At 63.3% G+C, this 22,353-nt stretch carries 32 protein-coding genes and 1 tRNA gene; 25 read left to right on the top strand and 8 right to left on the bottom strand.

Translation table 11 applies throughout. The features are described 5' to 3' along the window. Positions 1-4: 4 nt before the first annotated feature. Positions 5-319, bottom strand: a complete 315-nt coding sequence (locus A9D13_RS18240; protein WP_066777048.1) for a hypothetical protein — start codon at positions 317-319, stop codon at positions 5-7. Between the two features lie 102 nt (positions 320-421). Next, positions 422-655, bottom strand: a complete 234-nt coding sequence (locus A9D13_RS18235; protein ID WP_066777045.1) for a helix-turn-helix domain-containing protein — start codon at positions 653-655, stop codon at positions 422-424. Positions 656-739: 84 nt separating this feature from the next. On the opposite strand from A9D13_RS18235, the gene A9D13_RS18230 reads away from it, so the two are divergent. The 16 genes from A9D13_RS18230 to A9D13_RS18165 all read left to right on the top strand — a co-directional run bounded on the left by A9D13_RS18230 (position 740) and on the right by A9D13_RS18165 (position 7,363). After that, on the top strand, positions 740-1,132 hold the full coding sequence (locus tag A9D13_RS18230) for a helix-turn-helix domain-containing protein (protein ID WP_082922554.1): 393 nt from the start codon (positions 740-742) through the stop codon (positions 1,130-1,132). A 31-nt stretch (positions 1,133-1,163) separates the two neighbouring features. Continuing rightward, a complete protein-coding gene (locus tag A9D13_RS20655; RefSeq protein WP_156522165.1) occupies positions 1,164-1,643 on the top strand; it encodes a hypothetical protein in 480 nt (159 codons plus the stop codon). A 61-nt stretch (positions 1,644-1,704) separates the two neighbouring features. Further along, the gene (locus A9D13_RS18220; RefSeq protein WP_066777034.1) at positions 1,705-2,085 is read left to right on the top strand and encodes a hypothetical protein; all 381 of its coding nucleotides are present in this window, start codon (positions 1,705-1,707) and stop codon (positions 2,083-2,085) included. Beyond that, positions 2,082-2,207 carry a hypothetical protein gene (locus tag A9D13_RS21320; RefSeq protein ID WP_268235845.1) on the top strand — a complete coding sequence of 42 codons (126 nt, stop codon included), beginning with the start codon at positions 2,082-2,084 and terminating at the stop codon, positions 2,205-2,207. The genes A9D13_RS18220 and A9D13_RS21320 overlap by 4 nt, the downstream gene beginning before the upstream one ends. 94 nt (positions 2,208-2,301) lie before the next feature. After that, positions 2,302-2,466, top strand: a complete 165-nt coding sequence (locus A9D13_RS20650) for a hypothetical protein (RefSeq protein ID WP_156522164.1) — start codon at positions 2,302-2,304, stop codon at positions 2,464-2,466. Further along, positions 2,463-2,681, top strand: coding sequence for a hypothetical protein (locus A9D13_RS18215; RefSeq protein WP_066777031.1), 219 nt, complete (start codon positions 2,463-2,465; stop codon positions 2,679-2,681). The genes A9D13_RS20650 and A9D13_RS18215 overlap by 4 nt, the downstream gene beginning before the upstream one ends. After that, positions 2,671-2,988: a hypothetical protein gene (locus A9D13_RS18210; RefSeq protein ID WP_066777027.1), complete on the top strand. Its 318-nt coding sequence runs from the start codon at positions 2,671-2,673 to the stop codon at positions 2,986-2,988. The genes A9D13_RS18215 and A9D13_RS18210 overlap by 11 nt, the downstream gene beginning before the upstream one ends. Beyond that, positions 2,981-3,487, top strand: a complete 507-nt coding sequence (locus A9D13_RS18205; RefSeq protein ID WP_066777026.1) for an ASCH domain-containing protein — start codon at positions 2,981-2,983, stop codon at positions 3,485-3,487. Before A9D13_RS18210 ends, A9D13_RS18205 begins: the two co-directional genes overlap by 8 nt. A gap of 32 nt (positions 3,488-3,519) precedes the next feature. Then, the gene (locus tag A9D13_RS18200; RefSeq protein ID WP_066777579.1) at positions 3,520-3,795 is read left to right on the top strand and encodes a DUF2312 domain-containing protein; all 276 of its coding nucleotides are present in this window, start codon (positions 3,520-3,522) and stop codon (positions 3,793-3,795) included. Continuing rightward, entirely contained in the window at positions 3,795-4,040 is a 246-nt protein-coding gene (locus A9D13_RS18195; protein WP_066777024.1) for a hypothetical protein, read from the top strand. The genes A9D13_RS18200 and A9D13_RS18195 overlap by 1 nt, the downstream gene beginning before the upstream one ends. After that, entirely contained in the window at positions 4,037-4,312 is a 276-nt protein-coding gene (locus A9D13_RS18190; protein ID WP_066777021.1) for a hypothetical protein, read from the top strand. The genes A9D13_RS18195 and A9D13_RS18190 overlap by 4 nt, the downstream gene beginning before the upstream one ends. Further along, a complete protein-coding gene (locus A9D13_RS18185; protein ID WP_066777017.1) occupies positions 4,309-4,530 on the top strand; it encodes a hypothetical protein in 222 nt (73 codons plus the stop codon). The genes A9D13_RS18190 and A9D13_RS18185 overlap by 4 nt, the downstream gene beginning before the upstream one ends. Further along, positions 4,527-5,048: a hypothetical protein gene (locus A9D13_RS18180; protein WP_066777015.1), complete on the top strand. Its 522-nt coding sequence runs from the start codon at positions 4,527-4,529 to the stop codon at positions 5,046-5,048. Before A9D13_RS18185 ends, A9D13_RS18180 begins: the two co-directional genes overlap by 4 nt. Continuing rightward, complete coding sequence (locus A9D13_RS18175; protein ID WP_066777013.1) at positions 5,045-5,698, top strand: hypothetical protein; 654 nt, start codon at positions 5,045-5,047, stop codon at positions 5,696-5,698. The genes A9D13_RS18180 and A9D13_RS18175 overlap by 4 nt, the downstream gene beginning before the upstream one ends. A 62-nt stretch (positions 5,699-5,760) precedes the next feature. Beyond that, positions 5,761-6,060, top strand: coding sequence for a hypothetical protein (locus A9D13_RS18170; protein ID WP_066777010.1), 300 nt, complete (start codon positions 5,761-5,763; stop codon positions 6,058-6,060). A 1-nt stretch (position 6,061) separates the two neighbouring features. Beyond that, entirely contained in the window at positions 6,062-7,363 is a 1,302-nt protein-coding gene (locus A9D13_RS18165; RefSeq protein ID WP_156522163.1) for a hypothetical protein, read from the top strand. A 72-nt stretch (positions 7,364-7,435) separates the two neighbouring features. Here the strand turns inward: A9D13_RS18165 and A9D13_RS18160 are convergent. Then, a tRNA-Gly gene (locus A9D13_RS18160) sits at positions 7,436-7,509 on the bottom strand. Positions 7,510-7,673: 164 nt separating this feature from the next. On the opposite strand from A9D13_RS18160, the gene A9D13_RS18155 reads away from it, so the two are divergent. Then, positions 7,674-9,098, top strand: a complete 1,425-nt coding sequence (locus A9D13_RS18155) for an alkaline phosphatase (protein ID WP_066777003.1) — start codon at positions 7,674-7,676, stop codon at positions 9,096-9,098. Positions 9,099-9,119: 21 nt separating this feature from the next. On the opposite strand, the gene A9D13_RS18150 is transcribed toward A9D13_RS18155, so the two are convergent. Together A9D13_RS18150 and A9D13_RS18145 are read right to left on the bottom strand one after the other, a co-directional pair. Further along, complete coding sequence (locus A9D13_RS18150; RefSeq protein ID WP_066777000.1) at positions 9,120-9,590, bottom strand: CYTH domain-containing protein; 471 nt, start codon at positions 9,588-9,590, stop codon at positions 9,120-9,122. 2 nt (positions 9,591-9,592) lie between these two features. Then, positions 9,593-10,486: a CHAD domain-containing protein gene (locus tag A9D13_RS18145; RefSeq protein ID WP_066777574.1), complete on the bottom strand. Its 894-nt coding sequence runs from the start codon at positions 10,484-10,486 to the stop codon at positions 9,593-9,595. Positions 10,487-10,728: 242 nt separating this feature from the next. Here A9D13_RS18145 and A9D13_RS20250 point away from each other — a divergent pair, with 242 nt between their 5' ends. The 6 genes from A9D13_RS20250 (at position 10,729) to pabB (ending at position 16,893) form a co-directional block, all read left to right on the top strand. After that, entirely contained in the window at positions 10,729-11,235 is a 507-nt protein-coding gene (locus A9D13_RS20250; protein WP_172808224.1) for a Csu type fimbrial protein, read from the top strand. A 200-nt stretch (positions 11,236-11,435) separates the two neighbouring features. Beyond that, on the top strand, positions 11,436-11,927 hold the full coding sequence (locus A9D13_RS18135; RefSeq protein WP_066776995.1) for a Csu type fimbrial protein: 492 nt from the start codon (positions 11,436-11,438) through the stop codon (positions 11,925-11,927). Between the two features lie 35 nt (positions 11,928-11,962). Beyond that, positions 11,963-12,715 (top strand): fimbrial biogenesis chaperone, encoded by a 753-nt coding sequence (locus A9D13_RS18130; RefSeq protein ID WP_066776993.1) that lies wholly within the window; start codon positions 11,963-11,965, stop codon positions 12,713-12,715. Next, on the top strand, positions 12,687-15,101 hold the full coding sequence (locus A9D13_RS18125; RefSeq protein ID WP_066776989.1) for a fimbria/pilus outer membrane usher protein: 2,415 nt from the start codon (positions 12,687-12,689) through the stop codon (positions 15,099-15,101). The genes A9D13_RS18130 and A9D13_RS18125 overlap by 29 nt, the downstream gene beginning before the upstream one ends. 202 nt (positions 15,102-15,303) lie before the next feature. After that, positions 15,304-15,615: a hypothetical protein gene (locus A9D13_RS18120; protein ID WP_066776986.1), complete on the top strand. Its 312-nt coding sequence runs from the start codon at positions 15,304-15,306 to the stop codon at positions 15,613-15,615. A 150-nt stretch (positions 15,616-15,765) separates the two neighbouring features. Beyond that, on the top strand, positions 15,766-16,893 hold the full coding sequence (gene pabB / locus A9D13_RS18115; protein WP_066776983.1) for an aminodeoxychorismate synthase component I: 1,128 nt from the start codon (positions 15,766-15,768) through the stop codon (positions 16,891-16,893). Positions 16,894-16,909: 16 nt separating this feature from the next. On the opposite strand, the gene A9D13_RS18110 is transcribed toward pabB, so the two are convergent. Together A9D13_RS18110 and A9D13_RS18105 are read right to left on the bottom strand one after the other, a co-directional pair. After that, positions 16,910-17,857: an isopenicillin N synthase family dioxygenase gene (locus A9D13_RS18110; protein WP_066776979.1), complete on the bottom strand. Its 948-nt coding sequence runs from the start codon at positions 17,855-17,857 to the stop codon at positions 16,910-16,912. 11 nt (positions 17,858-17,868) lie between these two features. After that, positions 17,869-19,227, bottom strand: a complete 1,359-nt coding sequence (locus A9D13_RS18105) for a NupC/NupG family nucleoside CNT transporter (RefSeq protein ID WP_066776976.1) — start codon at positions 19,225-19,227, stop codon at positions 17,869-17,871. Between the two features lie 170 nt (positions 19,228-19,397). Here A9D13_RS18105 and A9D13_RS18100 point away from each other — a divergent pair, with 170 nt between their 5' ends. After that, entirely contained in the window at positions 19,398-20,072 is a 675-nt protein-coding gene (locus A9D13_RS18100) for a queuosine precursor transporter (RefSeq protein WP_066776974.1), read from the top strand. Between the two features lie 19 nt (positions 20,073-20,091). Here A9D13_RS18100 and A9D13_RS18095 read toward each other — a convergent pair whose 3' ends face one another. Next, positions 20,092-20,898, bottom strand: a complete 807-nt coding sequence (locus A9D13_RS18095) for a S1/P1 nuclease (RefSeq protein ID WP_066776972.1) — start codon at positions 20,896-20,898, stop codon at positions 20,092-20,094. 577 nt (positions 20,899-21,475) lie between these two features. Between A9D13_RS18095 and A9D13_RS18090 the strand changes: the two genes are divergently transcribed. Continuing rightward, the gene (locus tag A9D13_RS18090) at positions 21,476-22,348 is read left to right on the top strand and encodes a mechanosensitive ion channel family protein (RefSeq protein ID WP_066776969.1); all 873 of its coding nucleotides are present in this window, start codon (positions 21,476-21,478) and stop codon (positions 22,346-22,348) included. Positions 22,349-22,353 lie beyond the last annotated feature (5 nt).

Below are 22,353 nucleotides of genomic sequence, written 5' to 3'. Positions count from 1 at the left end.
GAAATCAGGCCGCCTTGGCGCGCAGATACCAGTTCCCCGCGCCCAGCTCGAAGCCATAGGGCGCATCGGCGACCAGCAGCATATCGGTGTCGTCAGGGTCCGCCCCCACCGCCGCCCCGCGCCGCACGATCACGCGCTGGCGCTCGTCAGCGGTCAGCACCAGAAAGCACGGCCCCGCGATCGCGCCACTATCGGCCGACAGCGCGACCACGCCATGCACGCCGCCAGGCCCGTCGCCCATGCCGACCAGGTTGAAAACCGCGCCGATCCCGGCACGGCCGGACATCGCGGGCGGAAAGATCGAGTAGTTAAGCGCCATTTCGTGCCCCTAAATGGTTAGATTAACGGTATTTTAGCTTCCGCCCGTTCGAACCCAGCGCAGGGTTTGGTAAACGGGGAATTCAACATGATTGATCAGGCTTCACGCGGCGTCCTTGCGGTCCGCATCCAATCGAGGAAGATCGTAGAAATCGTTGGGTTCAACCTGCCCGCCCGTCAGCTGATAGATCCGAGCCATCAAATCGCCCCCGGGGACGATCGGTTCGACAGCTCGCTCCATTTGACTGACATAGGGTTGCGAACAGGCGATCGCTGCGCCGAGCTGCGCCTGCGTCATCCCACGCAATTTTCGCCACTTCGCCAGTTTCACGATCATCCATCCGTACCATCGCCAAGATATTACGGACAGTTATGTCTTTCCGCTCGACATAAGCAAGTAGCGGGGTCAGATTATAAACAGATGGGATATATTCTCGCCATGACACCGCGAAACCGAGTGCGCGAGCTTCGCAAGGCGAAGGGTATGAGCCAGACTGAGCTGGCGCAGGCCGCCGGCATATCCCAGCCCGCCATCAGTCAGATCGAGAACGACACCAGGCCGATTACGCTGGATTGGCTTCGCACCTTCGCGCGTATTCTGGATGTCACGCCCGCCGATATCCTCGACGATGACGATCACCCAGACCGCCTTTCCCTCGAAGAGCGCGAACTGATCGAAAACTTCCGGGCCGCCACCGCCCAGCAGCGTGAGATGATCCACCGCATTGCCGAGCCGATCGAGAGCAATACGATCACCATCGACTTCAAAAAGACGGGTGGCGACGAACCGCAGACTAAGCGGAAGATAGCTTGACCTAATCAAATTTCTGGCAGGGTTCGATCTGATGGCGGGATCTTCCGAACAAGAAGATATACACCACCACGGCGGTGGAACGCTTTCCACCATGACCCCACGGCAAGACCAAACGTCGAGTGCATTGCATTATAGTCGCGACGCGATGCCCTCTGAAAACGCGCCAACTGCAGACACCCGTGATACAACCGGTGACGACTATAGCGGCCTCATAACTGCGGGCAGCCTCATCCTTGTTACAGCCATCAGCTTCACCCTGATGAGCCACCATCACACCCTTGCGCGAGCAGGAGCTAATCTCATGGAAACCGTTCGAAAGCGCGCCGCAGCGGTCATTTGCGTTGGCATCATGATCGTCGCTGCCGACCGCCTCGTAATTGGCGATCTCGTCAGGCGCGACCACTTCTGGCGCGACATGCATGAAGATGGCTGGATAGCATTGGTGGGCGTCGCGATCGCCCTTATCGGCCTTTACCATTGGATCACAGAGCCAACACATAAAGAAAAATAACGCTTGCTTATAAAATAACTGTGAGCAATATAGCCCCGTTCACACCGAACGGAGGCACCGAATGTCTTACCAGAACCGCTCTGCAAGCGCGTTCCCGGCCCTCTCGGCCGATGAAGACCGCACCTGCACCATCCATTACATCGTGCGCGCCCTGGGCCGTCACGACTATGGCAACCACCGCCGCGTCACCTATGTGAAAAAGCTGGTCGAGGAACGCGGCCTGCCCGCGCCCTTCCCGCACCTGCGCGGCTCAAAGCTCGTCGACGAAGTCGCCATGGACAGCCGCTGGAACCGCATCGCGGTCGAGGAATGGCTGCACGACTTCCTCCCCCCCGACACCGCCGCCCTCCTCGACCGCGCCGCGCAAAGCGCCGCCGCCGACGACATGGACGCCAACGCGGCCAATCTGGGCCTGCGCCTCGTCACTGGCGGCCGCCAGTGAAGATCCCCGGCAACCGCCACGACGATTACCGTCCCGACGAGATCATGCAGGCGGCCTTCATCGCCTTCTGCCTGTGCGTGATCGCGCTCGCTTCCCCTTTAGTCGCGGCGATCTTGCTGTGACGGCGCGCCAGCCTGTCCCCGTCGGGCTGGCGCGCCAGATCGCGCTGCTCTGGCCGATCTGGATCGTCTGGCTCCTCTTTCGTGGAGATCCGCGATGCTGAACCTTCCCATCTCCCATGCCGACGCCGCGATCGTGCTGGCCATGCTCGCCTTCGCGCTGGGTCTGCCCGCAGGCGCGGGCGCCATCGTCCAGCGCCGCGAATGGCGCCGCCGCGAACGCGCCGCTGCCCGCCGCGCCCGCAGGAGCCGCCGGTCATGAGCGTCCCACGCACCCGCCGCGAAGCCAATCGCATCAGCCATCTCGAGCTGATCGCGCCCTCGCGCCTCGCCCATTTCCGCCGCGTCGAGCAGCTGCGCCCGCTGAGCGAGGCCGAGCGCGAGACCCGCGACCTGTTCATCCGCATCCGCCACCAGCGCGCCGAAAGACAGCGCGCCAATGGCACCTACCCGAAAGGACGCGCCCATGGAGCATGAACCCATCCCCGCGCCGCCCCGCATCGAGGCCATTTCCGTCCGCGCGATGGAAGACATCATGGCCGAGCGCCACCGCCAGATCCAAAAGTTCGGCCACACTCCGGAGCAAGACGTGGCCGCTCACCGCGACGCCCCCAGTCGCGTCCCCCGCCTCTCCCGCATTGCCGCCCGGACCGCGCGCGATGCGGGAGAGGATCTGCAATTCGGCAAGCTGGAAACGGCCCGCAAACACGCCATCCAGTCCGCCGCCACCGCCCTCGCCCTGGTCGAAATGATCGACAATCTGATGGAGGCCGAAAATGGCTGATTTTCCGACGTTTGCGATCTCTGTCCGTCAGCCTTGGGCTTACGCGATAATCCATGCCGGCAAAGACGTGGAGAACCGCGTCAAGCGAGCGATCACAATGGGCGGCATGGATCAGCACAGCCGGTTGGCCATCCACGCAGCGGCAGGCATGTCGAAAGCTGAATACGAACATGCTCGGGACTTTATGGTCGAGACGTGCGGTGTGAGATGCCCACATCCATCAGCACTGGTCCGCGGCGCGATTATCGGCTCCGTCGCCGTAACCGGGATCACCAAAGCAAGCGATAGCAAATGGTTCTTTGGCCCATGGGCCATCCAACTCTCGGAAGCGCAAGCATGCCTTCCCATCCCCTGCATTGGTCAACTTGGCGCTTTTAGATGGGCTCGTGCGGGCATCGATGCGCCTCGCGAACCGTTGCCTTGGATGATGGCTTGGCCCGGCAAGGCACCTCACTCTTCGACAACTCACCCCTCCCTCTTTGAGGCACCAAGCCAATGACCGACTACACCAACACCGGCCGCGGCCCGGGTATGGCCGAACCCGGCCACAACAGCCACCAAACCAGCGAGGATGCGACCGCTACCGACGATCGCCTGCGCCTCCTGATCGAGCGCGTCGAACGCCTCGAGGAAGAAAAAAAGGCGATGTCCGACGACATCCGCGACGTTTACGCCGAGGCAAAGGCCGTCGGTTACGACGCCAAGATCATGCGCCAGATCGTCCGCCTGCGGAAGATGAAGCCCGACGATCGCCGCGAGATGGAAACCATCCTCGAAACCTACAAATGCGCGGTGGGGCTGGGCTGATGATCGCCCAGCGCCTCGACGCTGCCCTGCAGACGGTCCTGGCTCATGCCCAGCCCGCACGGATCTGGCTGACTAGCGATCATTACGGTGCCTTGATCCGCGAATTCACACCAGATCCGACCAACGTACTGGCCCGCTTCTGCGGCGTGCCCGTCAGCCTCGACAACATGCTGTTCAGCTCGCGCATCATTGACACGACCGGACGCAGCTGGCCGATCCATTTAACACCGGAGAAAGCGACATGATCTACGGCGAAAAGGCGACCTACGCCTGCAAGAACCCGTCATGCGGCAAGAACTTCGTGGCCCGCACCGCCGAACGCAAACAGGGCAAGGCGTCGTTCTGTTCACGCTCCTGCGCCTCGATCTACAACAAGCAGTTCGGCGGCACCGCGCGCGAGATCGACACGACCGGGAGGCCCTGCCCGTGCTGCGCCCCCGGCGCCCGGACCGAACGCATGTTCCACACCTGCCCCCGCTGCAACGGCCGCCGCACCGTCCACAGGATCGCCGCATGAAGATCGCGCCCCGCACCGCCGCCACGATCGAAAAGCTGATGCACTCGCTTGGTGCCGATACCGATCTAAGCGTCCAGCCATACCCCCATCCGGATGATCTGAAACGTCAACTCTGGACCGTCTCGGCCAACAGAGGTCGCACCATGTACATGGGGCAAGGTTACAGCCTGTCTGCGGCGCTGGAAGACTTCGACGCTGTCGTGAGGCGAGCCGCATGACCCAGCTCGAAAAGATCGACCGCGCCCGCCTGCCCGCCTGCCTGCGCCACCGCGATGTCACGCTGGCCGACGCACTGGCAGAGCTGCAGCGCGAATATCACGCCCGCGACCTCACCTTTCCCGAATGGTTGAAAAAGGGCCGCATGACCGACACCGAAAGCCGGTATGAGCGCGAGATATTCGCCGCCATGGTCAACGATTTCCGCCGGCAGATCGCAGGCCAGCCAAGCCGCACCGAAAGCCACGGCTTCACCTGGGCACAGCGCCGCGCCGCGCTCCAGCGCGAACTGGCATGGCGCGCCGGCGCCTATCCCGAATGGATCGCGAAAGGGCGCATGCTGCAGGCCGAAGCCGATACCCGCACCGCGCGCCTCTCGGCCGTGCTGGCAAATTACGAGGAAGGCTGGGACTGGCACCCCGATCCCGCCGACCGCCGACCCCTTCACGAACAATGGCGCCCCGTGCAGGCTGCAATCGCCGCCACCCAGCCCGACGCCCAGCAAAGGATGGTGATGTGAAGGACAGCGAAGCATTCGAGCGTGAAGATCGCTACATCGTCATCAAGCGTAAGCACCTGTCCGAAGAGCAGGCGACCGCAATCGATCAGACGCTTGAGATGTATGACGTTGCACAAGTCCCGTTGGCGGTGGTCGTTGAGGGCGATTGGCCGGAATACGAAACGGTCTGGAAGATGATCGAGGGTCGCGTGACCGGTATCGCATCCCAGCCCGCACAGATGGCACCCGATGGGCTTGCGGCTGAATTGGCGGTGCTGGATGCGAAGGCAACGCCGGGACCGTGGTATCGTCTCGATCCGCCTTGGATAAGCGGAGACGTTGAAACGACCATCATGGCTGAAAGTCCCGATCCGCACGTTGCTCGCTTCATTTGTGACTTCGATTTCGCGGGGATGTTTGAGGAAGACGATGGCAAAAAGAGCGAATGCCCAGATGCGGACGCAGACTTAATCCTCGCCCTTCGCAACAGCCTCCCCGCCATCATCGCCTCACTCTCTGCCAGCAATGACAGCAATGCGATGCGTGATGCGCTGACCCTTGCGCGCAATCGTTTGCAGGCGCTCGCTGTCCGTGCGCCGTTCAATTCTGCCGAAGGGTTCGACGCATCCAGATGGGCCGACGAAGCAACCGAAGCCCTCAACACCCCCTAAACCCGCTCCCCACATACGCGCTGGACCCATCCGCGCGAATGGTCGCATAAAGGCCCAAAGACATGCCGATCGACAAAGACCTCCAGCGCAATCGCTTTGCGCAGGCCGTCCGCCTGCTGGGCGGCAATCACGCCACCGCGCAGGCAATTGGCTGCGGCGAACGCACGATCCGGAAACTGCTCTCGGGCGAGGCGGAGATCCACCGCGCCTGGCTCGAAAGCATCTCGATCGCGCTGATCGAGCGGGGCGAGAAATGCCGCCGCCTCGAACGCCATATCAATCCCGCCTTTTCCGGCAATCTCACCCGCGACCAGCTGCTCGACACCCGCGACGATGCCCGTCGCCACGGCGGGAGGAACTGACATGGCCAAAATTCGCATCCCCTGCCTGGTCGGCAAGACCAACGCCGCCGGCATCACCAGCTGGTACTGGCAGCCCAGCGCCTATCTCCGCAAAAACGGATGGAAGGCGATCTCGCTCGGCAAAAACGAAACCGACGCGATCAACGCCGCCCGCGCGCAAAACGAGCGGGTGGAGGAATGGAAAGACGGCGGCTCCAAACCGCGCGAAGTCAAGAAGCGGATTAACCGCGGCACCGTCGCCGGCCTGATCGCCCGCTACCGCGAGGAGATCATGGAGGGGACCAAGCAGGACGGCTCCCCCGTTCTCGCCGACAGCACCAAAAAGACCTACAACACCGCGCTCCGGAAACTGGAGGCATGGGCGGGCAAGCACCCGCTCGCCTTCATCACCCGCAGCCGCGTGCGCGTGCTGAGGAACGCCATGATGGCAGACCCCGAAAAGGGCGGCATCGGCCACCACGCCGCGCACCAGACGCTGAAAATGGGCCGCACCCTCTTCGCCTTCGCGATCGACTGCGAGCTGGTCGAGACTAACCCGTTCGACAATTTCCGACTGGCCGCGCCGCCCCCGCGCGACGTGATCTGGTCCCCGGCCGCGCGCGAAGCGATGATGGCGGCTGCCGCCGCCGCCGGCATGCCCTCGATCGCGCTGGCGGTCGAGCTGGGCTTCGCCACCGGCCAGCGCGAAGCCGATCTCCTGCACCTGTCGCACCGGCAATATGTCGCGATCCCCGAACACAAGATGCAGCCCGAGGATTTCGCGACCCTCGCCGCCCTCGCGCCCGATCATACCCCGCGCGGCATCCGCGTGCGCCAGCGCAAGACGAAAGCATGGATCGAGGTGCCCGTGGTGAACGACACTCGCAACAGGATCGAGGCCGCGATCCGCAGTGCCCGCGCCGGCGGCGTCACCACGGTGCTGATGGATGACACCCGCCCGCGCGAAGGGGGGCTACAGGGCCTTTACGAAGGCAAGGCGGGTCAGACCCGCTTTCAGCGCGACTTTGCCGCTGTACGCACCGCCGCAGCGGCCCAGGCAGAGAATTCCGGCGACACCGAACTGGCGCAGGAACTCGCCGGCATCGAATTCCGCGACCTGCGCCGCACCTGCGTCGTTTTCATGGGCGAACTCGGCCTCGATGCGCATCTGATCGCGGCCATCACCGGCCACGATATCGACGAAACGCAGAAGATCCTGAAAACCTACATGCCCCGCACAACCGGCCGCGCCGCCCGCGCGATCGCCCTCGCCAGCGCCCGCAACAAGCCCCGCCAGGACGACTCAAATCAGGCCGAAGGCTAAAGCCAGTTTGAAGTCAAACTTTGGAAGAGTTTGAAAAGCCGCTCCAGCCTCTTCATAAGTGCTTGAAAAGACTGGAGCGGGTGAGGGGAATCGAACCCCCGTCGTCAGCTTGGGAAGCTGCTGCTCTACCATTGAGCTACACCCGCATTCCAGCGGCGCGCCGATTGCCACAGGCTCGGCATATCGGTCAACAGAAACAGTAACGGCGCCCACGGCCGAAGGAAAATTGTCGCGATTCTGACGCATTCGCTGGCTAGGCGGGTGGCAAGGCGGCATAGGCCGCGTCCCTCTCAGCAATGTCCGAAAGTCCATGAAACTCAGCGCGATAGCACTCTCCCTCGGCATGGCCTCGCTGCTTGCAGCCTGCGCCGCCGGCAACGCCCCCCTTGCATCATCCGAACAGGCACCGGCACAGCCGAGCAACGTCATCCTGTTCATCGGCGACGGCATGGGCGTTTCCACCGTGACGGCGGCGCGCATCTATGACGGCCAGACACGCGGCGAGACTGGCGAGGAGAACCTGCTCTCGTTCGAGAAGTTTCCCGCCCTCGCCCTGGTAAAGACATACAATACCAACCAGCAGGTGCCCGACAGCGCAGGCACCGCCTCGGCCATGAACACCGGGCGCAAGACGCGCGCTGGAGTCATCGATGTCGCCGCGCAGTCGCACCGCGGCGATTGCGGCGAAGGTCTTGCGGCAACCATGCCCAATGCGGCGGAACAGCTGCATGCAAGGGGCAAGGCCATCGGCATCGTCTCCACCGCGCGGATCACCCATGCGACGCCCGCCGCCGTCTACGCCCATGCGCCCGAACGTGATTGGGAAGGCGATGGCGAGATGCCCGAACCGGCCCGCGCCACGGGCTGCACCGATATCGCGAAGCAGCTGACCGGCTTCCCCTTCGAAGTCGCGCTGGGCGGTGGATCGCGCTATTTCTTCGGCCGCGACATGGGCGGTGAGCGGCGCGATGCCGCCGCCGACCTGCCCTCGGCATGGGCCAGCGCCACCGGCGGGCATTTCGTCAGCACGGCAGCCGCGATGAAATCCGTGCCCGCCGACGGCAAGCCGCTCTTCGGCCTGTTTTCGAAAAGCCACATGACCTACATGCTGGAGCGTAAACCCGGCACCAGCGAACCCACCTTGAGCGAGATGACCGCCACCGCCATCGACCGGCTGCAATCGACCGGCAAAGGCTATTACCTGATGGTCGAAGGCGGACGCATCGACCATGGCCATCATGACGGGCGTGCCGATCTCGCCCTTTCCGAAACGCAGGAATTCGCCCGCGCAGTGAAAGTGGCGTTGGGCAAGGTCGACCTGTCGGACACGCTGATCCTTGTCACGGCAGACCACAGCCATGTTTTCACCATGGCCGGCTATCCCACGCGCGGTAATCCGATCCTCGGTCTTGCGCGCGGCAATGACGATCGCGGCGAACCGACGGGAGAGCCGATCCTTGCCACCGATGGCCTGCCCTATACGACATTGGGCTATCAGAACGGCCCGGGTGCCCACCCCGGCCAGCCACGCAGCGCGCCCAGTGACGATCCGCATGCGGTGAAGCAGGCGCTGGTGCCGACCGGCGATGTCTTCAACGGCGTGCATGACCTGTCGGAAACGCATGGCGGCGAAGATGTTGCGCTTTATGCCACGGGCGCCGGTTCATCGGCGGTGCATGGCGTGATCGAGCAGAACCGGATCTTCGATTATCTGATGTCGATCTCAGGCGAATGACCGGCTGGGCCGGGGCGGCGGTCAGCCTGCCGCCTCGCCCGCCATGGCGAGCGAGACATTATAAAAGGCGGGATCGCCGGTAACCTCGGCCCCCAGCCAGTCGAACGGGACAGGCCTGTCCTCGGCATCGGCCAGTTCGACCTCCGCCAGCACCAGCCCTGAATGCGCGCCAGCAAATTCGTCGATTTCCCAGACATGGCCATCCGCGCCCATGATGCGGTGCCGCAGCTTCTCGACCGGCTGCCCTATATGCAGCGGCAGCATGGCGCGCGCTTCCTCAAGCGGCAATGCGTATTCATGCTCCTGCCGCTCCAGCGTGGCGGCGGACGATTTGATGGTCAGCACGGCCTTGGCATCGTCGATGATGCGCACCCTGACCTGCGCCTTGTCGGTCATGGCCAGATAGTACTGGACGATGTGCCGCGTCTTCCCGCCCAATGCGCGCCATCCATCGCCGCGCACGAGGTACTTGCGCTCGATCTCTCGCCCCATGATCAGGCCTGCCAGCGTTTCCAGCGCGAGCGCCAGTCGGCAACCAGTTCCCCCGGCGATGGGGACAAAAGCTTCGCCACCATCTCCTGCGCCTTGGCTTCCAGCATCGCACGGCGGCGGCGCGACAATATGGCGAGCAGTTCGGCCAGCTCCCGATCGACGTCCCTGCCCATCGCTGAAAGGCGATCGGAAAACACGGCAAGGTCATGATGCGTGCCGATCGCCTCGGTCAGCTTTCTCGCCATGCGCGCCCGCTGGCGCATGGCCGATGGCGCGATCTTTTCGAGGAGGCGCGTATGATACCAGTGATATTTGATGTGCCTGCGCAATTCGTGCCACGCCGCGACATCGGGATGGCGGCGCACCGTATCGGCGGCGGCATGGGCGCGCGAATAGCTCCGCTTCAACCCGTCCTCCATCGCGCCCCAGCCATCGGCATCGAGCGTCCATTTGCGCGACCGCTGGCGCGCGGCTTCCAGCAGATCGCGGCATTGGTCGAGACGGTCCGGGATACCCTCACCATCGGCATTTTCACCAGCGAAGTCCTGCGCCAGACTGCCCCGAAACGCCGCCAACCGCTCGGCCCCAAATCGGCGTCCGGCATCGCCTGCCAGCGCATCGAAACAGTCCAGCGTCACATGGGCATCGCGCGATGAAGCCAGCAATTTCGCGATATCTCGAAACGCGTCATTCTCGGCGCTGGCATCGGGGAACGCGGCCCGCATCAGGTGGATGAGAGCGCGCATTTTCTTGCAGCGTTTGCGCACGTCATGGACGGTTTCGGAAAGGGAGGCGCCATCGTCGATTGCCAGCAGCGCCTTGCCGATCTGTTCCTGCGCGATGCGGCGCATCGCCTTTTCACAGCCATGGTCCTTGCGGCGAATGCGATATGCCATTGTGCTGTCTGGCTTTCCGAATTCCATTGCGGTCCGGTGCTGCACCTGCGCCCACCGTGAATGGTCCGGCCTGTGCATCAATGGCCGCGTTCATACCAGACCTGTGGCGGCGCTGTCACATCAGCTTCACAATTGCCGCATCTGCCGAGCTTTGCGCCGCGTGGGCACGACATTACGTATTGCAACGCAGGGCACCGTCAAACCTTTTGTTAAACCTCCAAGGTTACCAGCACGGTAAGCCTATGAGACAGAATCGCGCCTTTCTGTGTATTTCGTGCGTTGCCCTTGCCGTGGCGATGGGCGCGCAGGCGTCTTATGCGGGGCAGAAAAGCAGCACCATGGCGATCGGCGCGGAAGTGACAGAGGGCTGCTCGATTTCGGCCACGACCATGGCCTTTCCGATCACCACTCCGGGTGCGGGCGGCAATACCACGGCCACCTCGACCATCTCTCTGGGCTGTACGCCGGGGGTCGATTACGATGTGTCGATCGATACCGGCCTGCACCCCCAGGGGCAGACGCGGCGCATGTTCGACCCGGTGCTGGGCACCTATCTACCCTATGAGATCTATACGAATTCCAAGATGACGGCGCAGTGGGGCGACCGGCCGGGAATCAATACCGTCTCGGGCCGTTCGGGCCGAACGGGTGAGGAAATCCTCACCGCGTATGGCAAGATCAAATCGACGACCCAGACCGCTCGCCACGGCAAATATTCCGATTACGTGGTCGTCACCGTCAACTTCTGACAATCTGCTGACAAGCCGATCAGCCCGCCCCGTGCATCACGTGATGCGCGGGGCTTCATGCATTTGGCCTGCCCTACCGGATATCCGGAAATTGACGTGAGTTACCGGAGGGTTAACGCCCATTTAGCGATTAATACAGAAATACGCATTAGGACCCCTGTTTACCTTAACGCCAAGGTCAAACCAGGGAGGACCCCCCAATGAAGACCATTTTCAAGATCGGCGCCGCAGCGCTCGCGCTGATCTCGGTTCCGGCATATGCCGGCACCGACGACACCACGATGCAGGTCACGGCCGAAGTGCTGGACGCCTGCGAAGTCAGCGCCACCCCGATGTCGTTCGGCACGATCCCCGTGCTCGGTTCGGCTGATATCGACGGTCAGGCCACGATTTCGCTGCTGTGCACCGTGGGCGCGAATTACGACGTTGCCATGGACTTTGGCGCAAACGCATCCGGCGGCACGCAGCGTTACCTGACCAACGCGGCAGGCGGCACCGACCAGATCCCTTATGAGATCTATAGCGACGCGGGCCGCACCACCGTATGGGGCAACACCGCTGGCGCCACCATGGCCGGCAATGCCACCACCGGTATCGTCGACATCGCTGCCTATGGCCGCATCCCCGTATCCGCCACGCCGGTCGTCGCCGGTTCCTATGCGGACACGGTCACCGTCACGGTCAATTTCTGATCGCACGGCCATTTTTGAACTTTTGGAACTGATCCATGCGTAAAGGCGCCGCCGTTTTCTTTGCTCTCCTTGCTGCTGCCAGCCCCCTGGCAGCGCAAACGCCCGTCGATCCCGCGCAGGCAAATGCACCAGTGCCTGACGCGGGCGACAGGGGAGCGAATATCTCGGTGGCGCCGCTTCGCCTGGAACTGGACGGAGCCGCAACGGCTGCAACCATGCGGCTCCGCAATCCCGCGTCGCGTAAGATCGGCGTGCAGGTCCGCGTCTTCGCCTGGAGCCAGGTGGACGGCGAGGATGTCTATGCACCGACTAGCGACGTCACGGTCTCGCCCTCGATCATCCAGATCAAGCCGGGCGACACCCAGGTTTTCCGCGTGGTCCGCACCACGCCGCAGGGAACGGCTGAACAACGTTATCGCGTCGCGATCGACCAGTTGCCCGATCCCTCCTTGCGCCACCACGGCGAATTCACGCCGCGCCTGCGCTTTACCATCCCGCTTTTCGTCGACCGCGCCGCGGCTCAGCCCGCCGAGCTTGCATGGACGGTCAGCGGCGACCGGCTGATGCTCGATAATGCCGGCGGCCAGACCGTTCGCATCGCCGGGCTTCAGCTGAACGACGCCGCCGGTTCCTCGGTCGGCATCCTGCGCAATGGCCTCCGCTATGTGCAGGGTGCCAACAACGCCGAATGGCAGCTCGACGGCGGCTGCCCCAACGGACCGGTCGAAGTCGCGGCCCTGATCGACGGGGAAGAGACCCGTGTCCAGGCCCAGCCCGCTTGCAGCTGAGATTTTCCGCGCGCCACTGCTGCTGATCGCGGCGCTTTTCGCGCAGGTGCTGGCAGCGCCGGTCGCCGCCGCGCAATCGAACGATCCCTTCGCGCTCCCCAGTGACGTCACCATCGCCGATGCGGTGGACCTGTCCGGCCCCGGCCTCTCCTCCATCCGGGTCGATGGGCGGGAAATGGACATGCTCGTCCGCCTCGCGTGGATTGGCGAGGCGCTGAATATCGATGCAGACGATGCCCGCGCGGTGGGCCTTCCTGTCGAAGCGGAAATGACCGGCTATGTCCCGGTCGAGGATATTCACCTTGCCAGCTGGGATTTCAGCCAGCTCGACCAGACGCTGCTGGTCAAGAAATTCAGGAAGAGCGACGGGCCGAACTGGAAGGATTTTTCGAACATCACGCGCGAAGACGCGATGTTCCGCCCGATGACCGCCTTCCTCTTCGATTATGACCTGACCGGCTCGGCCGGTGGCAGCGGCAGCTATGGCGCGGGATCGTTCAATGCCCGGCTGACCCGCGGCGACATGGTGGGAGGCACCGCCTTTCGCGTATTGACCGATCCCGGCACCGGCTATGACACGCTCACCCGCCTTGCCACTGCCGCCAGCTTCGCCGACCGGGAGCGCGGCGTGACATGGACGGCGGGCGACCATATCTCTGTCGGCAGCAATTCCATGCGCGCCCTGCGTCTTGCCGGCATCCAGTTTGCCAGCGATTTCGCATTGCGCCCCGGTCTGATCGCCTATCCCCTTCCCGCTTTCGATGGGCAGGTCGCAGTGCCGACGGGCATCGACCTTATCATCAATGACAAACGCTTTTCGGCGGGCGAGTTGGAAGCAGGCACCTTCGCCGTGCGCAATGTCCCGGTCAGCCCCGGCCGCGGCGAAGTCTCGGTGGTCCTCCTTGACGAGTTGGGGCGCGAACGGGTGGAAACGACGCAGCTTTACGTCAGCCGCGAATTGCTGCGCGAAGGTCTTTGGGAAGGCGGCGTCAATATCGGCGCGATCCGTCGCAATTTCGGCAAGGAGAGCGGCGACTACCGCGATCTTGCCCTCACCTTCCTGTATCGCCGGGGCGTTTCGGATCACCGGACCATTGGCGCTTCGGGCGAATTGGGCGCAGGCATCGTCAATCTTGGCGCACATGCGGAAACCGCACTGGGCGGCGTCGCGCTGGCCACTGCGGAACTGCGCGCCAGCGGATCGGGAAGCGGCGCGGGAGCTTTGATCCGGCTGGGCGTGGAAAGCATCGGGCGCGGGCTATCGGGCCGGATCGAAGGAGTGCTGCCGACGAAGAACTACCGCGACCTCGCCTCTGCTTCGGGCGATGCGCTGCCGGTGATCCAGCTTAATGCGATGGTTAATTTCGACATAACGACCGAAACCCGCTTGCTCGTCAGCGCCAGCCATGTCTCCCGCCACTACGATCCGCGCTATCCGGCCCTGCCCAAAACAACGAACATATTGCGCGCCAACACCCGCACCTCCATCGCCGAGAAGCTGGATGCGGGGTTCGACCTCGCTTGGCGGCGCGGCAGCGGATCGCAGCTGACCGCGATGCTGGGGCTGATGTATCGCTTTGGCGAAAGGACGCAGGCGATGGCCAGCGTCCAGCACGCCAATTCGCGCATCGGCGCGCAGGCCACGCTGCAGCGCCCCGACGTGCAGCCCGGCGATTTCGGCTATGGGCTGGAGGCGACCCATTCGATCAGCGACCGCTTCTCGGGCCGGGCCAGCTATCGGACCGCCTACACCCGCGTGGAGGGACAGGCCGAAATGGTGGGCGGCCGCTCCGCCGTGCGCGGGAACCTGCGCGGCACGCTGGTCGCAACAGGCGGCACGGTCTTTGCCCGCAACCAGACCGGCGGGGCCTATGCCTTCGTCAAGACCGGCAATATCGGGGGCATCACCGTTACCCGCGAGAACCGCTTCGCCGGGGTGTCGGACAGCAAGGGCCGAGTGCTGGTGGAACAGATCACCCCGCTGGTTCCGGTGCAATTCGACATCGACCCCGATGAGCTGCCCGCCGATGCCGTCGCGCGCTCGACCTATAGCCGGGTCGCCGTCGCGCGCGGATCGGTGGGCCGGGTGGAGATGAACATCACCGCGTTCCGTTCGATGCCGCTGCGGCTCGTCGATGTAACCGGCAAGCCGCTGCCGCTGGGCATGATGCTGACATCGGACGGCGGCGTGGACTACATGGTCGGCTATGACGGGCTGATCGATTTCAACGCGCTTTCGGGCGAAAGGGAACTGGTCGGCGCGCTGGACGAAAATAACAGATGCAGGGTGGCCCTGCCCCGCGATTTCGCCACAACCGGCCTGAAAGACGGTCAACCGCCGGAGCTGGTCGCAAAATGCGATCCCGGCATCATTGCAATACGCTGACGCGGGTTTTCCACTTCGGCTTCGGCCATCCAGGCAATGATGCAATCGGGTGCGGAAACTTAAAGCTCATGCCAGGCGCCAATCCTTTCAAAGCGTCCCGGATTGAGCCTGATGATGGTCAATTAATCCTTAATCGCGATCTCGGCGAATCGCTCGGATTGGGGTATGGTCAGGGCCGATGGGGGCAAAACATGGGGGACTTATGACCGGCAATGCGGTGCAATCGTCTGGACAGATCGAGCCTTTTCCCAAAAACGCGCCAACCCGCGCGATGAGCGAGAACCTTGGCCAGCTGCGTGACATGCTCCGCAGCGAATTTCCCGAAGCGGCTGCCGTCACGCTCAGCTTCGACGGCACGCTGAAAGCGCATATCGACGTGCGCAAGAGCGAGGAGGTCATGCTGATCGAGGCACGCCTCGCCAGTCTTGCCGGCGGGGCCTTTACCAATATCAGGCGCGGCCCTGCCAATCACTCGGCCTTCCTGCACCGCGTCAGCACACAGATCCAGCGTTAAGCCCCCCTCTTCCCGCACGCGGGTTCTGCCGCGTTTCGCATCACCATATCTGCCCTTTGAAAGAGCCTTGCTGGCCCGAATTGTCTGGCGGCGCGCGCACGTGTATTGCGCTCAATCCCTCGGCCACTCTGGCCAGCCAATTTCGGATCCATGCACGCCCCCTTCGCCCTGATCGAAGACCTTGAACACGGCCACGCACGTCTGCTGCGCGAAGCCGACGAGATCCTGTGTCCGGCAGGCCCCGACCTGGCCAAGGCTCTCGCCGCCATGTCTGGCCTGTCGAGAGCGGGCACGCTGGCGGGATGGATCGGATATGACGCCGGGCATTGGCTGGAAGACCGCCTTGCCCCGCTGCGCCGGGATCATGGCGAACGGCTGATGTGGATGGCCCGCTTTGCCGATGAAACAATCATGGCAAGCGACGCTGTCGATGGCTGGCTGGCCGAGGCGGCGAGCGGTGACGGCCAATTGGGCGAAATGCGCCCCGCGATCAGCCAGGCGGAATATCTCGCGCAATTTGCCGTGGTGACCGAAGCGATCCGCGCCGGCGACATCTATCAGGCCAATCTGACCTTTCCGCTGACCGGTAGCTGGCAGGGCGATCCACTCTCGATCTATCGCGCCCTGCGCCCGCGGGCGGCGGCGCGGTTTGGCGCGGTCATTTTCGATGGTGCGGACTGGCTGCTGTCCTTTTCGCCCGAACTGTTCTTCCGCGCCGATGGCCGCCACATCGAGACCCGCCCGATGAAGGGCACCCGCCCGCGCGGCGTGAGCGAGGCGCAGGATGCCGCGCAATTGGAAGACCTCGAGCGGAGCGCCAAGGACCGGGCCGAGAACCTGATGATCACCGACCTGATGCGCAACGACCTGTCCCGTATTGCAGAGCCGGGCAGCGTTCGGGTGAGCGAGCCTTTTCGGATCGAGCGCTATCCCACCGTATTCCAGATGACGAGCACGGTGACGGGCGAACTGGCTGCTCCTTTCGATCCGGCCGTCGCGATTGGCGCGCTGTTCCCATGCGGTTCGATCACCGGCGCGCCGAAATTGCGCGCGATGGAGATACTGGCAGAGGTCGAAGGCTGGCGCCGCGGCCCGTATTGCGGCGCGATCGGCATGGTGTCGGGCGATCGCGCGCAGTTCAATGTCGCGATCAGGACGCTATGGCTGAAGGCGGATGGCAGCGCGACCTTCGGGATCGGTTCGGGCGTGGTCGCCGATTCCGATGGCCCGGGCGAATGGCGCGAATGCATGGACAAGGCCCGCTTCCTGTTCGGATAGCGGGCCCTGCCGCCGATTACTTCGTCAGATTGATCTCACGCAGGCGCTGCTGCAGGAATTCGTGGCTGGAGAGCGGTTCGTACTTGTTCGGATGCTCTTCATCCACGCAACCCGGCAGCGTTTCGATCACGAAATCGGGGCGGAAATGCAGGAAGAAGGGCATGGAGAAGCGGCTGCGCTTCGATGCTTCCCCTTCCGGGTTGCGCACGCGGTGGATCGTCGAACGCAGCTTGTCGTTTGTCAGCCGCGCCAGCATGTCGCCGATGTTGACGGCCAGGGCTCCCGGCGGAGGCGACACGGGCACCCACTCGTCCTGCTTTGACAGCAGTTCGAGGCCAGCCTCTTCCGCGCCAAGCAGCAGGGTGATGGTATTGATGTCGCCATGCGGAGCCGCGCGCACCGCGCCCTCGGCATTCTCGATCGGCGGGTAATGGAGGAGGCGCATCACCGAATTTCCGTCCTCGACCGTGGCGTCGAACCAGTTCTTCTCAAGCCCCAGATGCAGCGCGATGGCCGATAGGATCTTGGCCCCCGCCTTCTCGAACTCTGCATAAAGCGTTTCGAAGATTTCGCGGAATTCGGGAAGCTCTTCCGGCCAGACATTGGCGGGCATGAATTCTTCCAGCGGATCACCCGCGGGAAGCGTGCGGCCGACGTGCCAGAATTCCTTGAGGTCGGTGACCGTCTGCCCCACCGCACGTTCGGTGCGATAGGGGGTATAGCCGCGCGCACCGCCGCCGCCATCGATGAAATAGCCACGCTTTACGTCTTCGGGCAGGTCGAAAAAGGCGCGGCTCATCGCCTCCGCCTTGTCGATCAACGCCTGGTCGATGCCGTGGTTTTCGATCACCGCAAAGCCATATTCGCCAAAGCTGCGGCCCAGCTCGTCCGCCAGCTCTTCGACCGGCTTGTCGAGCGAGACGAAAGCGATGTTCTTCGATTCGGAAATATTGGTTTCAGTCATAACCGGTGCCCTTACATCGGCAGCAACAGGCCCGCCAGAGCCGCGCTCATCAGATTCGACAGGCTGCCCGCAGCCAGCGCCTTGGGGCCAAGCCGGGCGACGACGGGGCGCTGGTTGGGGGCAAGCCCGCCGATGACCGCGATCTGGATCGCGATGGATGCGACATTGGCAAAGCCGCACAGCGAGAAGGTGACGATCGCCCGACTGCGGGCCGAGAGAATGTCGGGGCCGTATCCGCCCAGTTCGATGAAGGCGACGAATTCATTCAACACGATCTTGGTGCCGAAAAGGCCGCCCGCGACCTGCGCCTCGTTCCACGGAATGCCCAGGAGGAACATGACGGGCGAGAAGATCCAGCCGAGGATGGACTGGAATGTCAGCCCCTCGATCCCGACCAATTCGCCCGCGCCCGACAGCAATCCGTTCGCCAAAGCCACTAGCGCCACGAAGGACAGGACCATCGCGCCCACCGCAACGGCAAGCTTCACGCCGGTCTGCGCGCCCTGCGCCGCGGCCATGATGACATTCGCGGGCTTTTCCTCATCGTCATGCGCGTCGGGAATGCCCTCGTCGGTTTCACCCGATTCCGCGCCTTCGGGCACCATCGCGGCAGGGGCTTCGCCAGTGCGGCCATCGGGCAGTTCGAGTTCGCCCTCATCCGCGCCGGTGACGATGCCTTCACCCTCTGCCGCGGGCGACGGTTCGGCCGTGTCGGGCATGATGATCTTGGCCATCAGGATGCCGCCCGGCGCGCTCATGAAAGCAGCCGCCAGCAGATAGGGCAGATATTGTTCGCCCAGAAGCGATGCATAGGCGGCAAGGATGGTGCCTGCCACGCCCGCCATGCCCACCGCCATCAGCGTGAACAGCCGGCTGGGTGCCAGCGCGGCGAGATAGGGGCGCACCACCAGCGGGCTTTCCGACTGGCCGACGAAGATATTCGCCGCCGCCGCCAGCGATTCCACCCGGCTGATCCCCGTGACCCAGCCGATCGCGCCGCCGACCCAGCGGATGATCAGCTGCATCACGCCGATATAGTAAAGCACGGAAACAAGGCTGGCGAAGAAGATAATCACCGTCAGCGCCGCGATGGCGAAGCTGTTGCCGCCGATTTCGGGACTTGCGAGCGGGCCGAAAATGAAATTGGTCCCCTCCGCCGCATAGCCCAGCAGGTTCGACACGCCGCGCGCCATCCCCGCGATGACCGCCGCGCCCCATGGCGTGCGCAGGACAAGGATCGCCATCACCGTCTGCAGCGCAAAGGCCGCGCCCACGATGCGCAGGCGGATGCCGCGTCGGTTGCTGGATAGCGCAAGGGCGATGAGCAGGATGAGGGCAATGCCCAGAAGGCTCACGAATGGGGTCTGCATGAAGGAGAATTACCGGCTGCTTGCGGGAAGGAAGGCGATGTTGTGCTACATGGAACGGCAATGCTCAAGCTTTCCGGGCCTTGCCTTCCACTGCTGACATCGATGTGAGTGTGGAAATCACACCGCATGGGCGCTTTCCAATTGCTTCGCTTGTGGGTTAGGAACCGTCCATGCAAGACGATCACACGCGCGAGATCGACCTCTCGCCCTCCATCCCGAAGCCATTGTTCCTCTATGCGCTGTTCTATGGCGGCATGGTCTGCATCGCGGGCGTGCTGGGGGCGAAACAGGTGGCGCTGGGGCCGCTGGCGGTGGAAGCGGGGATATTTCCCTTCCTGCTGCTGGTCTCGCTGTCGAGCACGGTGGCGCAGCTTTACGGCAAGGGCATGGCCGACACGATGGTCCGCTTCGGCTTTGTCCCGCTGATCGGCGCGATGGTGCTGACCGCGGGCGTGCTGGCGCTGCCGACCGATGAAGGCATGTGGGAACCGGCAAAGGAAGCATTTCCCATCGTGCTGGGCCAGACATGGCGGCTGTGGCTCGCGGGCATCCTTGCCTATGGCATCTCGATGACGCTCAATGTGCTGATCTTTTCGCGCCTTGCCACGGTGACATTCATCCCCACCGTCGTGCGCGGGGCGATCGCCTCGATCATCAGCCAGGTGATCGACACGCTGATCTTCATCACCGTCGCCTTTTACGGCGAACGCCCGCTGGGCACGCTGATCGCGGGGCAGGCGCTGGCGAAGGTCGTGCTTTCGATCGTGCTGGTGCCGCTGCTGATTGCAGGGCTGGTGCGCTTCGCGAAATGGATGAGCGCGCGGTCAGAGCTCAAATCGGCCTGACCGGCGCGCCGCCATCCGCTTATTCCGGCGCGTAAAGCGCGTTGAGATAGGCCGCGAGGCGAAGGCCGCCACGCTGTAGCTGCCCTTCCATCTGCGCCTTGTGCGCAAAGATGTAGGTGTAGCTCAGGTCATCGCCTTCGGGATAAATCGTGTCGCGCAGCGCCGTGCCCTCGGCCACCCAGGCCTTTGGGTGGGGATTGGCCCATTCGCGCATTTCTTCCGGCGTCAGGCGTTCTTCCAGCAGCTTGGCATATTCGCTGTATGACAGCTGCTGGTCCTCGATCATCAGGCTGTCCCACACCGAATGCAGGTTGGTCGGCTTGCCGAACCAGTTCACCTGCCGCTGATTGCCGCCGCGGTCGGTGCCATTGCCGTTGTGCAGCGGCTGCGCCAGATCGCCGACGGCATGGATGATATAGCGCAGCGCCCCCTGCTTGTCCGACAGGCTGGCGTCGGGATCGCGCAATATGTCGGAGAAATAGGCGATGCCGGTGACCGCGTCGCCTTCTTCGGGCGGGCCGACCTCGTCATAGGTTTCGCCCTTGGGCACGGTGACCCAGTGCCATGGATAGACCTGCTCTTCCCAGAATGGATCGCCGCTGGCCCGCATGAAGTCGGGATAATTCGCAGCCTCGGCCATGCTTTCGCTGCCAAGGATTTCCACCACGGCGGCCTTTGCCTGCGGCGAAAGGTACTGGCTGGCGATTTCACCCACGATGCGGTGCCCGTTCTTGCCCCATGCCATCGCGGGCTGGCTGGCGGTAAGGGCAAGCGAGGCGGCGGCGACAGCGCATAGCAGGCGGCCAGTGAAGCGACGTGAACGCATGGGAAGGAATGCTCCGTTGTAGATTGGCCGGTGAGGGACCCGGTCGATGCCCCCTATGTGACCTTTGGCGCGGAAAAAGCAAACTACGCATTTTGCGTCAAATTTCCGATCGACACGGTCAAGGCGCTTTAAGGACAAATCTTTGCGGATCGCTGATTTTTCGATGGCTAAAATCAGGGCTGCCGGCTCTTTCCGGCTTTGCGATCAAGGCTGGCGGAGTGCCGCATGCGTGGCAGGCTGATGGAGAATTGTGAATGATGGAAGCAGCCATCGACCAGCCAGCGCCTCAAAATGTGCAAAGCCGCGGATTCAGTCGATTGCCCAATGGCAGATGCCGGTCCCGCACCGGCGTTCGTAGCCGCTCGCCATGCGGCCTTTTCGACTGATCGAGGGGCGCGCCTGACCCATTGGGTGCGCCCCTCAAACCGTAAGAATACCGTAAATTCGAGACGCCGTGGAAACCGCTGGGTCGTTGGGAGAGTTGCAAGCTACGCACAGGTCACGTTATGCGGCACCCAGATGAATGACGGGACGGCGCATGCGCCGCGACCGCTCGCGGTAGAATGCAGGAAATTACATGAATTACATGGATACGCTCGAAAAAGAGCTCATTTCGATGGGCGAAGGCCTGATCGCCTCACTCCCCAGCCTCGCTATCGGAGTGGTCATTCTTTTCGCGACCTGGGTGGTGGGCAAGATCGCTGTCAGGATCACGGGGCGCATCTCTGCCCGCGCCAATCTGCGTGAAAGCCTGCAGGCGCTGATCCAGACCGTGACGCGCGTCGGCGTATGGGTCATCGGCCTGATGATCGCCGCCACCGTCGTCCTGCCCGGCCTCGACCCCAGCGGCCTCGTCGCGGGCCTGGGCCTGGGTACCGTCGCCATCGGCTTTGCGTTTCAGGACATTTTCGAAAACTTCCTCGCAGGCGTGCTCATCATGCTGCGCGAAAGCATGGAGATCGGCGATTTGATCGAGGTCGAGGGCGTGATGGGCAAGGTCGAGCATATCTCCCTGCGCGAAACGCACCTGCGCCAGCTTACGAACGAGCTGACGATCATGCCCAATTCCATGCTCTTCAAGAATCCGGTCAAGATCCTTACCGACGCGCATGTGCGCCGTGACGAGCTGATGGTCGGCGTGAGCTACGACACCGATCTCGACCATGCGCTGGAAGTCATCCGCGGCGCGCTGGACGGGATCGAGGCGATCGACACAGAGCGGCCGATGAGCGTGTTCGCATGGAACTATGGCGCCAGCTCGGTCGATTTCCTTGTCCAGTGGTGGTCGGACGCACGCCCCCGCGACCGCCGCGAGACGAAGAGCGAGGTCGTGCGCAACATCAAGAAGGCGCTGGACAACGCAGGGATCGAGATCCCTTTCCCCTATATCACCCATACCTTCAAGGAGCCGGTTCCGCTGGCCCAGCCTGCCAAGGAAGCGGCGGAGTAAGCCCG

The sequence above is a fragment of the Croceicoccus mobilis genome, assembly GCF_001661965.1.
Lineage (GTDB): Bacteria > Pseudomonadota > Alphaproteobacteria > Sphingomonadales > Sphingomonadaceae > Croceicoccus > Croceicoccus mobilis.
Note: the sequence above shows the minus strand (reverse complement) of the source record. Positions and strands in the feature narration are given on the sequence as shown.

Coding starts and splice junctions, on each gene's coding strand:
- A9D13_RS18200 (WP_066777579.1), top strand. CDS start 3,520: ATGGCCGAACCCGGCCACAACAGCCACCAAACCAGCGAGGATGCGACC.
- pabB (WP_066776983.1), top strand. CDS start 15,766: ATGCACGCCCCCTTCGCCCTGATCGAAGACCTTGAACACGGCCACGCA.
- A9D13_RS20250 (WP_172808224.1), top strand. CDS start 10,729: ATGAGACAGAATCGCGCCTTTCTGTGTATTTCGTGCGTTGCCCTTGCC.
- A9D13_RS18135 (WP_066776995.1), top strand. CDS start 11,436: ATGAAGACCATTTTCAAGATCGGCGCCGCAGCGCTCGCGCTGATCTCG.
- A9D13_RS18155 (WP_066777003.1), top strand. CDS start 7,674: ATGAAACTCAGCGCGATAGCACTCTCCCTCGGCATGGCCTCGCTGCTT.
- A9D13_RS18190 (WP_066777021.1), top strand. CDS start 4,037: ATGATCTACGGCGAAAAGGCGACCTACGCCTGCAAGAACCCGTCATGC.
- A9D13_RS18145 (WP_066777574.1), bottom strand. CDS start 10,486: ATGGCATATCGCATTCGCCGCAAGGACCATGGCTGTGAAAAGGCGATG.
- A9D13_RS18220 (WP_066777034.1), top strand. CDS start 1,705: ATGTCTTACCAGAACCGCTCTGCAAGCGCGTTCCCGGCCCTCTCGGCC.
- A9D13_RS18185 (WP_066777017.1), top strand. CDS start 4,309: ATGAAGATCGCGCCCCGCACCGCCGCCACGATCGAAAAGCTGATGCAC.
- A9D13_RS18100 (WP_066776974.1), top strand. CDS start 19,398: ATGCAAGACGATCACACGCGCGAGATCGACCTCTCGCCCTCCATCCCG.
- A9D13_RS18110 (WP_066776979.1), bottom strand. CDS start 17,857: ATGACTGAAACCAATATTTCCGAATCGAAGAACATCGCTTTCGTCTCG.
- A9D13_RS18240 (WP_066777048.1), bottom strand. CDS start 319: ATGGCGCTTAACTACTCGATCTTTCCGCCCGCGATGTCCGGCCGTGCC.
- A9D13_RS18215 (WP_066777031.1), top strand. CDS start 2,463: ATGAGCGTCCCACGCACCCGCCGCGAAGCCAATCGCATCAGCCATCTC.
- A9D13_RS18130 (WP_066776993.1), top strand. CDS start 11,963: ATGCGTAAAGGCGCCGCCGTTTTCTTTGCTCTCCTTGCTGCTGCCAGC.
- A9D13_RS18235 (WP_066777045.1), bottom strand. CDS start 655: ATGATCGTGAAACTGGCGAAGTGGCGAAAATTGCGTGGGATGACGCAG.
- A9D13_RS18095 (WP_066776972.1), bottom strand. CDS start 20,898: ATGCGTTCACGTCGCTTCACTGGCCGCCTGCTATGCGCTGTCGCCGCC.
- A9D13_RS18090 (WP_066776969.1), top strand. CDS start 21,476: ATGAATTACATGGATACGCTCGAAAAAGAGCTCATTTCGATGGGCGAA.
- A9D13_RS18230 (WP_082922554.1), top strand. CDS start 740: ATGGGATATATTCTCGCCATGACACCGCGAAACCGAGTGCGCGAGCTT.
- A9D13_RS18205 (WP_066777026.1), top strand. CDS start 2,981: ATGGCTGATTTTCCGACGTTTGCGATCTCTGTCCGTCAGCCTTGGGCT.
- A9D13_RS18120 (WP_066776986.1), top strand. CDS start 15,304: ATGACCGGCAATGCGGTGCAATCGTCTGGACAGATCGAGCCTTTTCCC.
- A9D13_RS20650 (WP_156522164.1), top strand. CDS start 2,302: ATGCTGAACCTTCCCATCTCCCATGCCGACGCCGCGATCGTGCTGGCC.
- A9D13_RS18165 (WP_156522163.1), top strand. CDS start 6,062: ATGGCCAAAATTCGCATCCCCTGCCTGGTCGGCAAGACCAACGCCGCC.
- A9D13_RS18170 (WP_066777010.1), top strand. CDS start 5,761: ATGCCGATCGACAAAGACCTCCAGCGCAATCGCTTTGCGCAGGCCGTC.
- A9D13_RS20655 (WP_156522165.1), top strand. CDS start 1,164: ATGGCGGGATCTTCCGAACAAGAAGATATACACCACCACGGCGGTGGA.
- A9D13_RS18150 (WP_066777000.1), bottom strand. CDS start 9,590: ATGGGGCGAGAGATCGAGCGCAAGTACCTCGTGCGCGGCGATGGATGG.
- A9D13_RS18105 (WP_066776976.1), bottom strand. CDS start 19,227: ATGCAGACCCCATTCGTGAGCCTTCTGGGCATTGCCCTCATCCTGCTC.
- A9D13_RS18180 (WP_066777015.1), top strand. CDS start 4,527: ATGACCCAGCTCGAAAAGATCGACCGCGCCCGCCTGCCCGCCTGCCTG.
- A9D13_RS18195 (WP_066777024.1), top strand. CDS start 3,795: ATGATCGCCCAGCGCCTCGACGCTGCCCTGCAGACGGTCCTGGCTCAT.
- A9D13_RS18210 (WP_066777027.1), top strand. CDS start 2,671: ATGGAGCATGAACCCATCCCCGCGCCGCCCCGCATCGAGGCCATTTCC.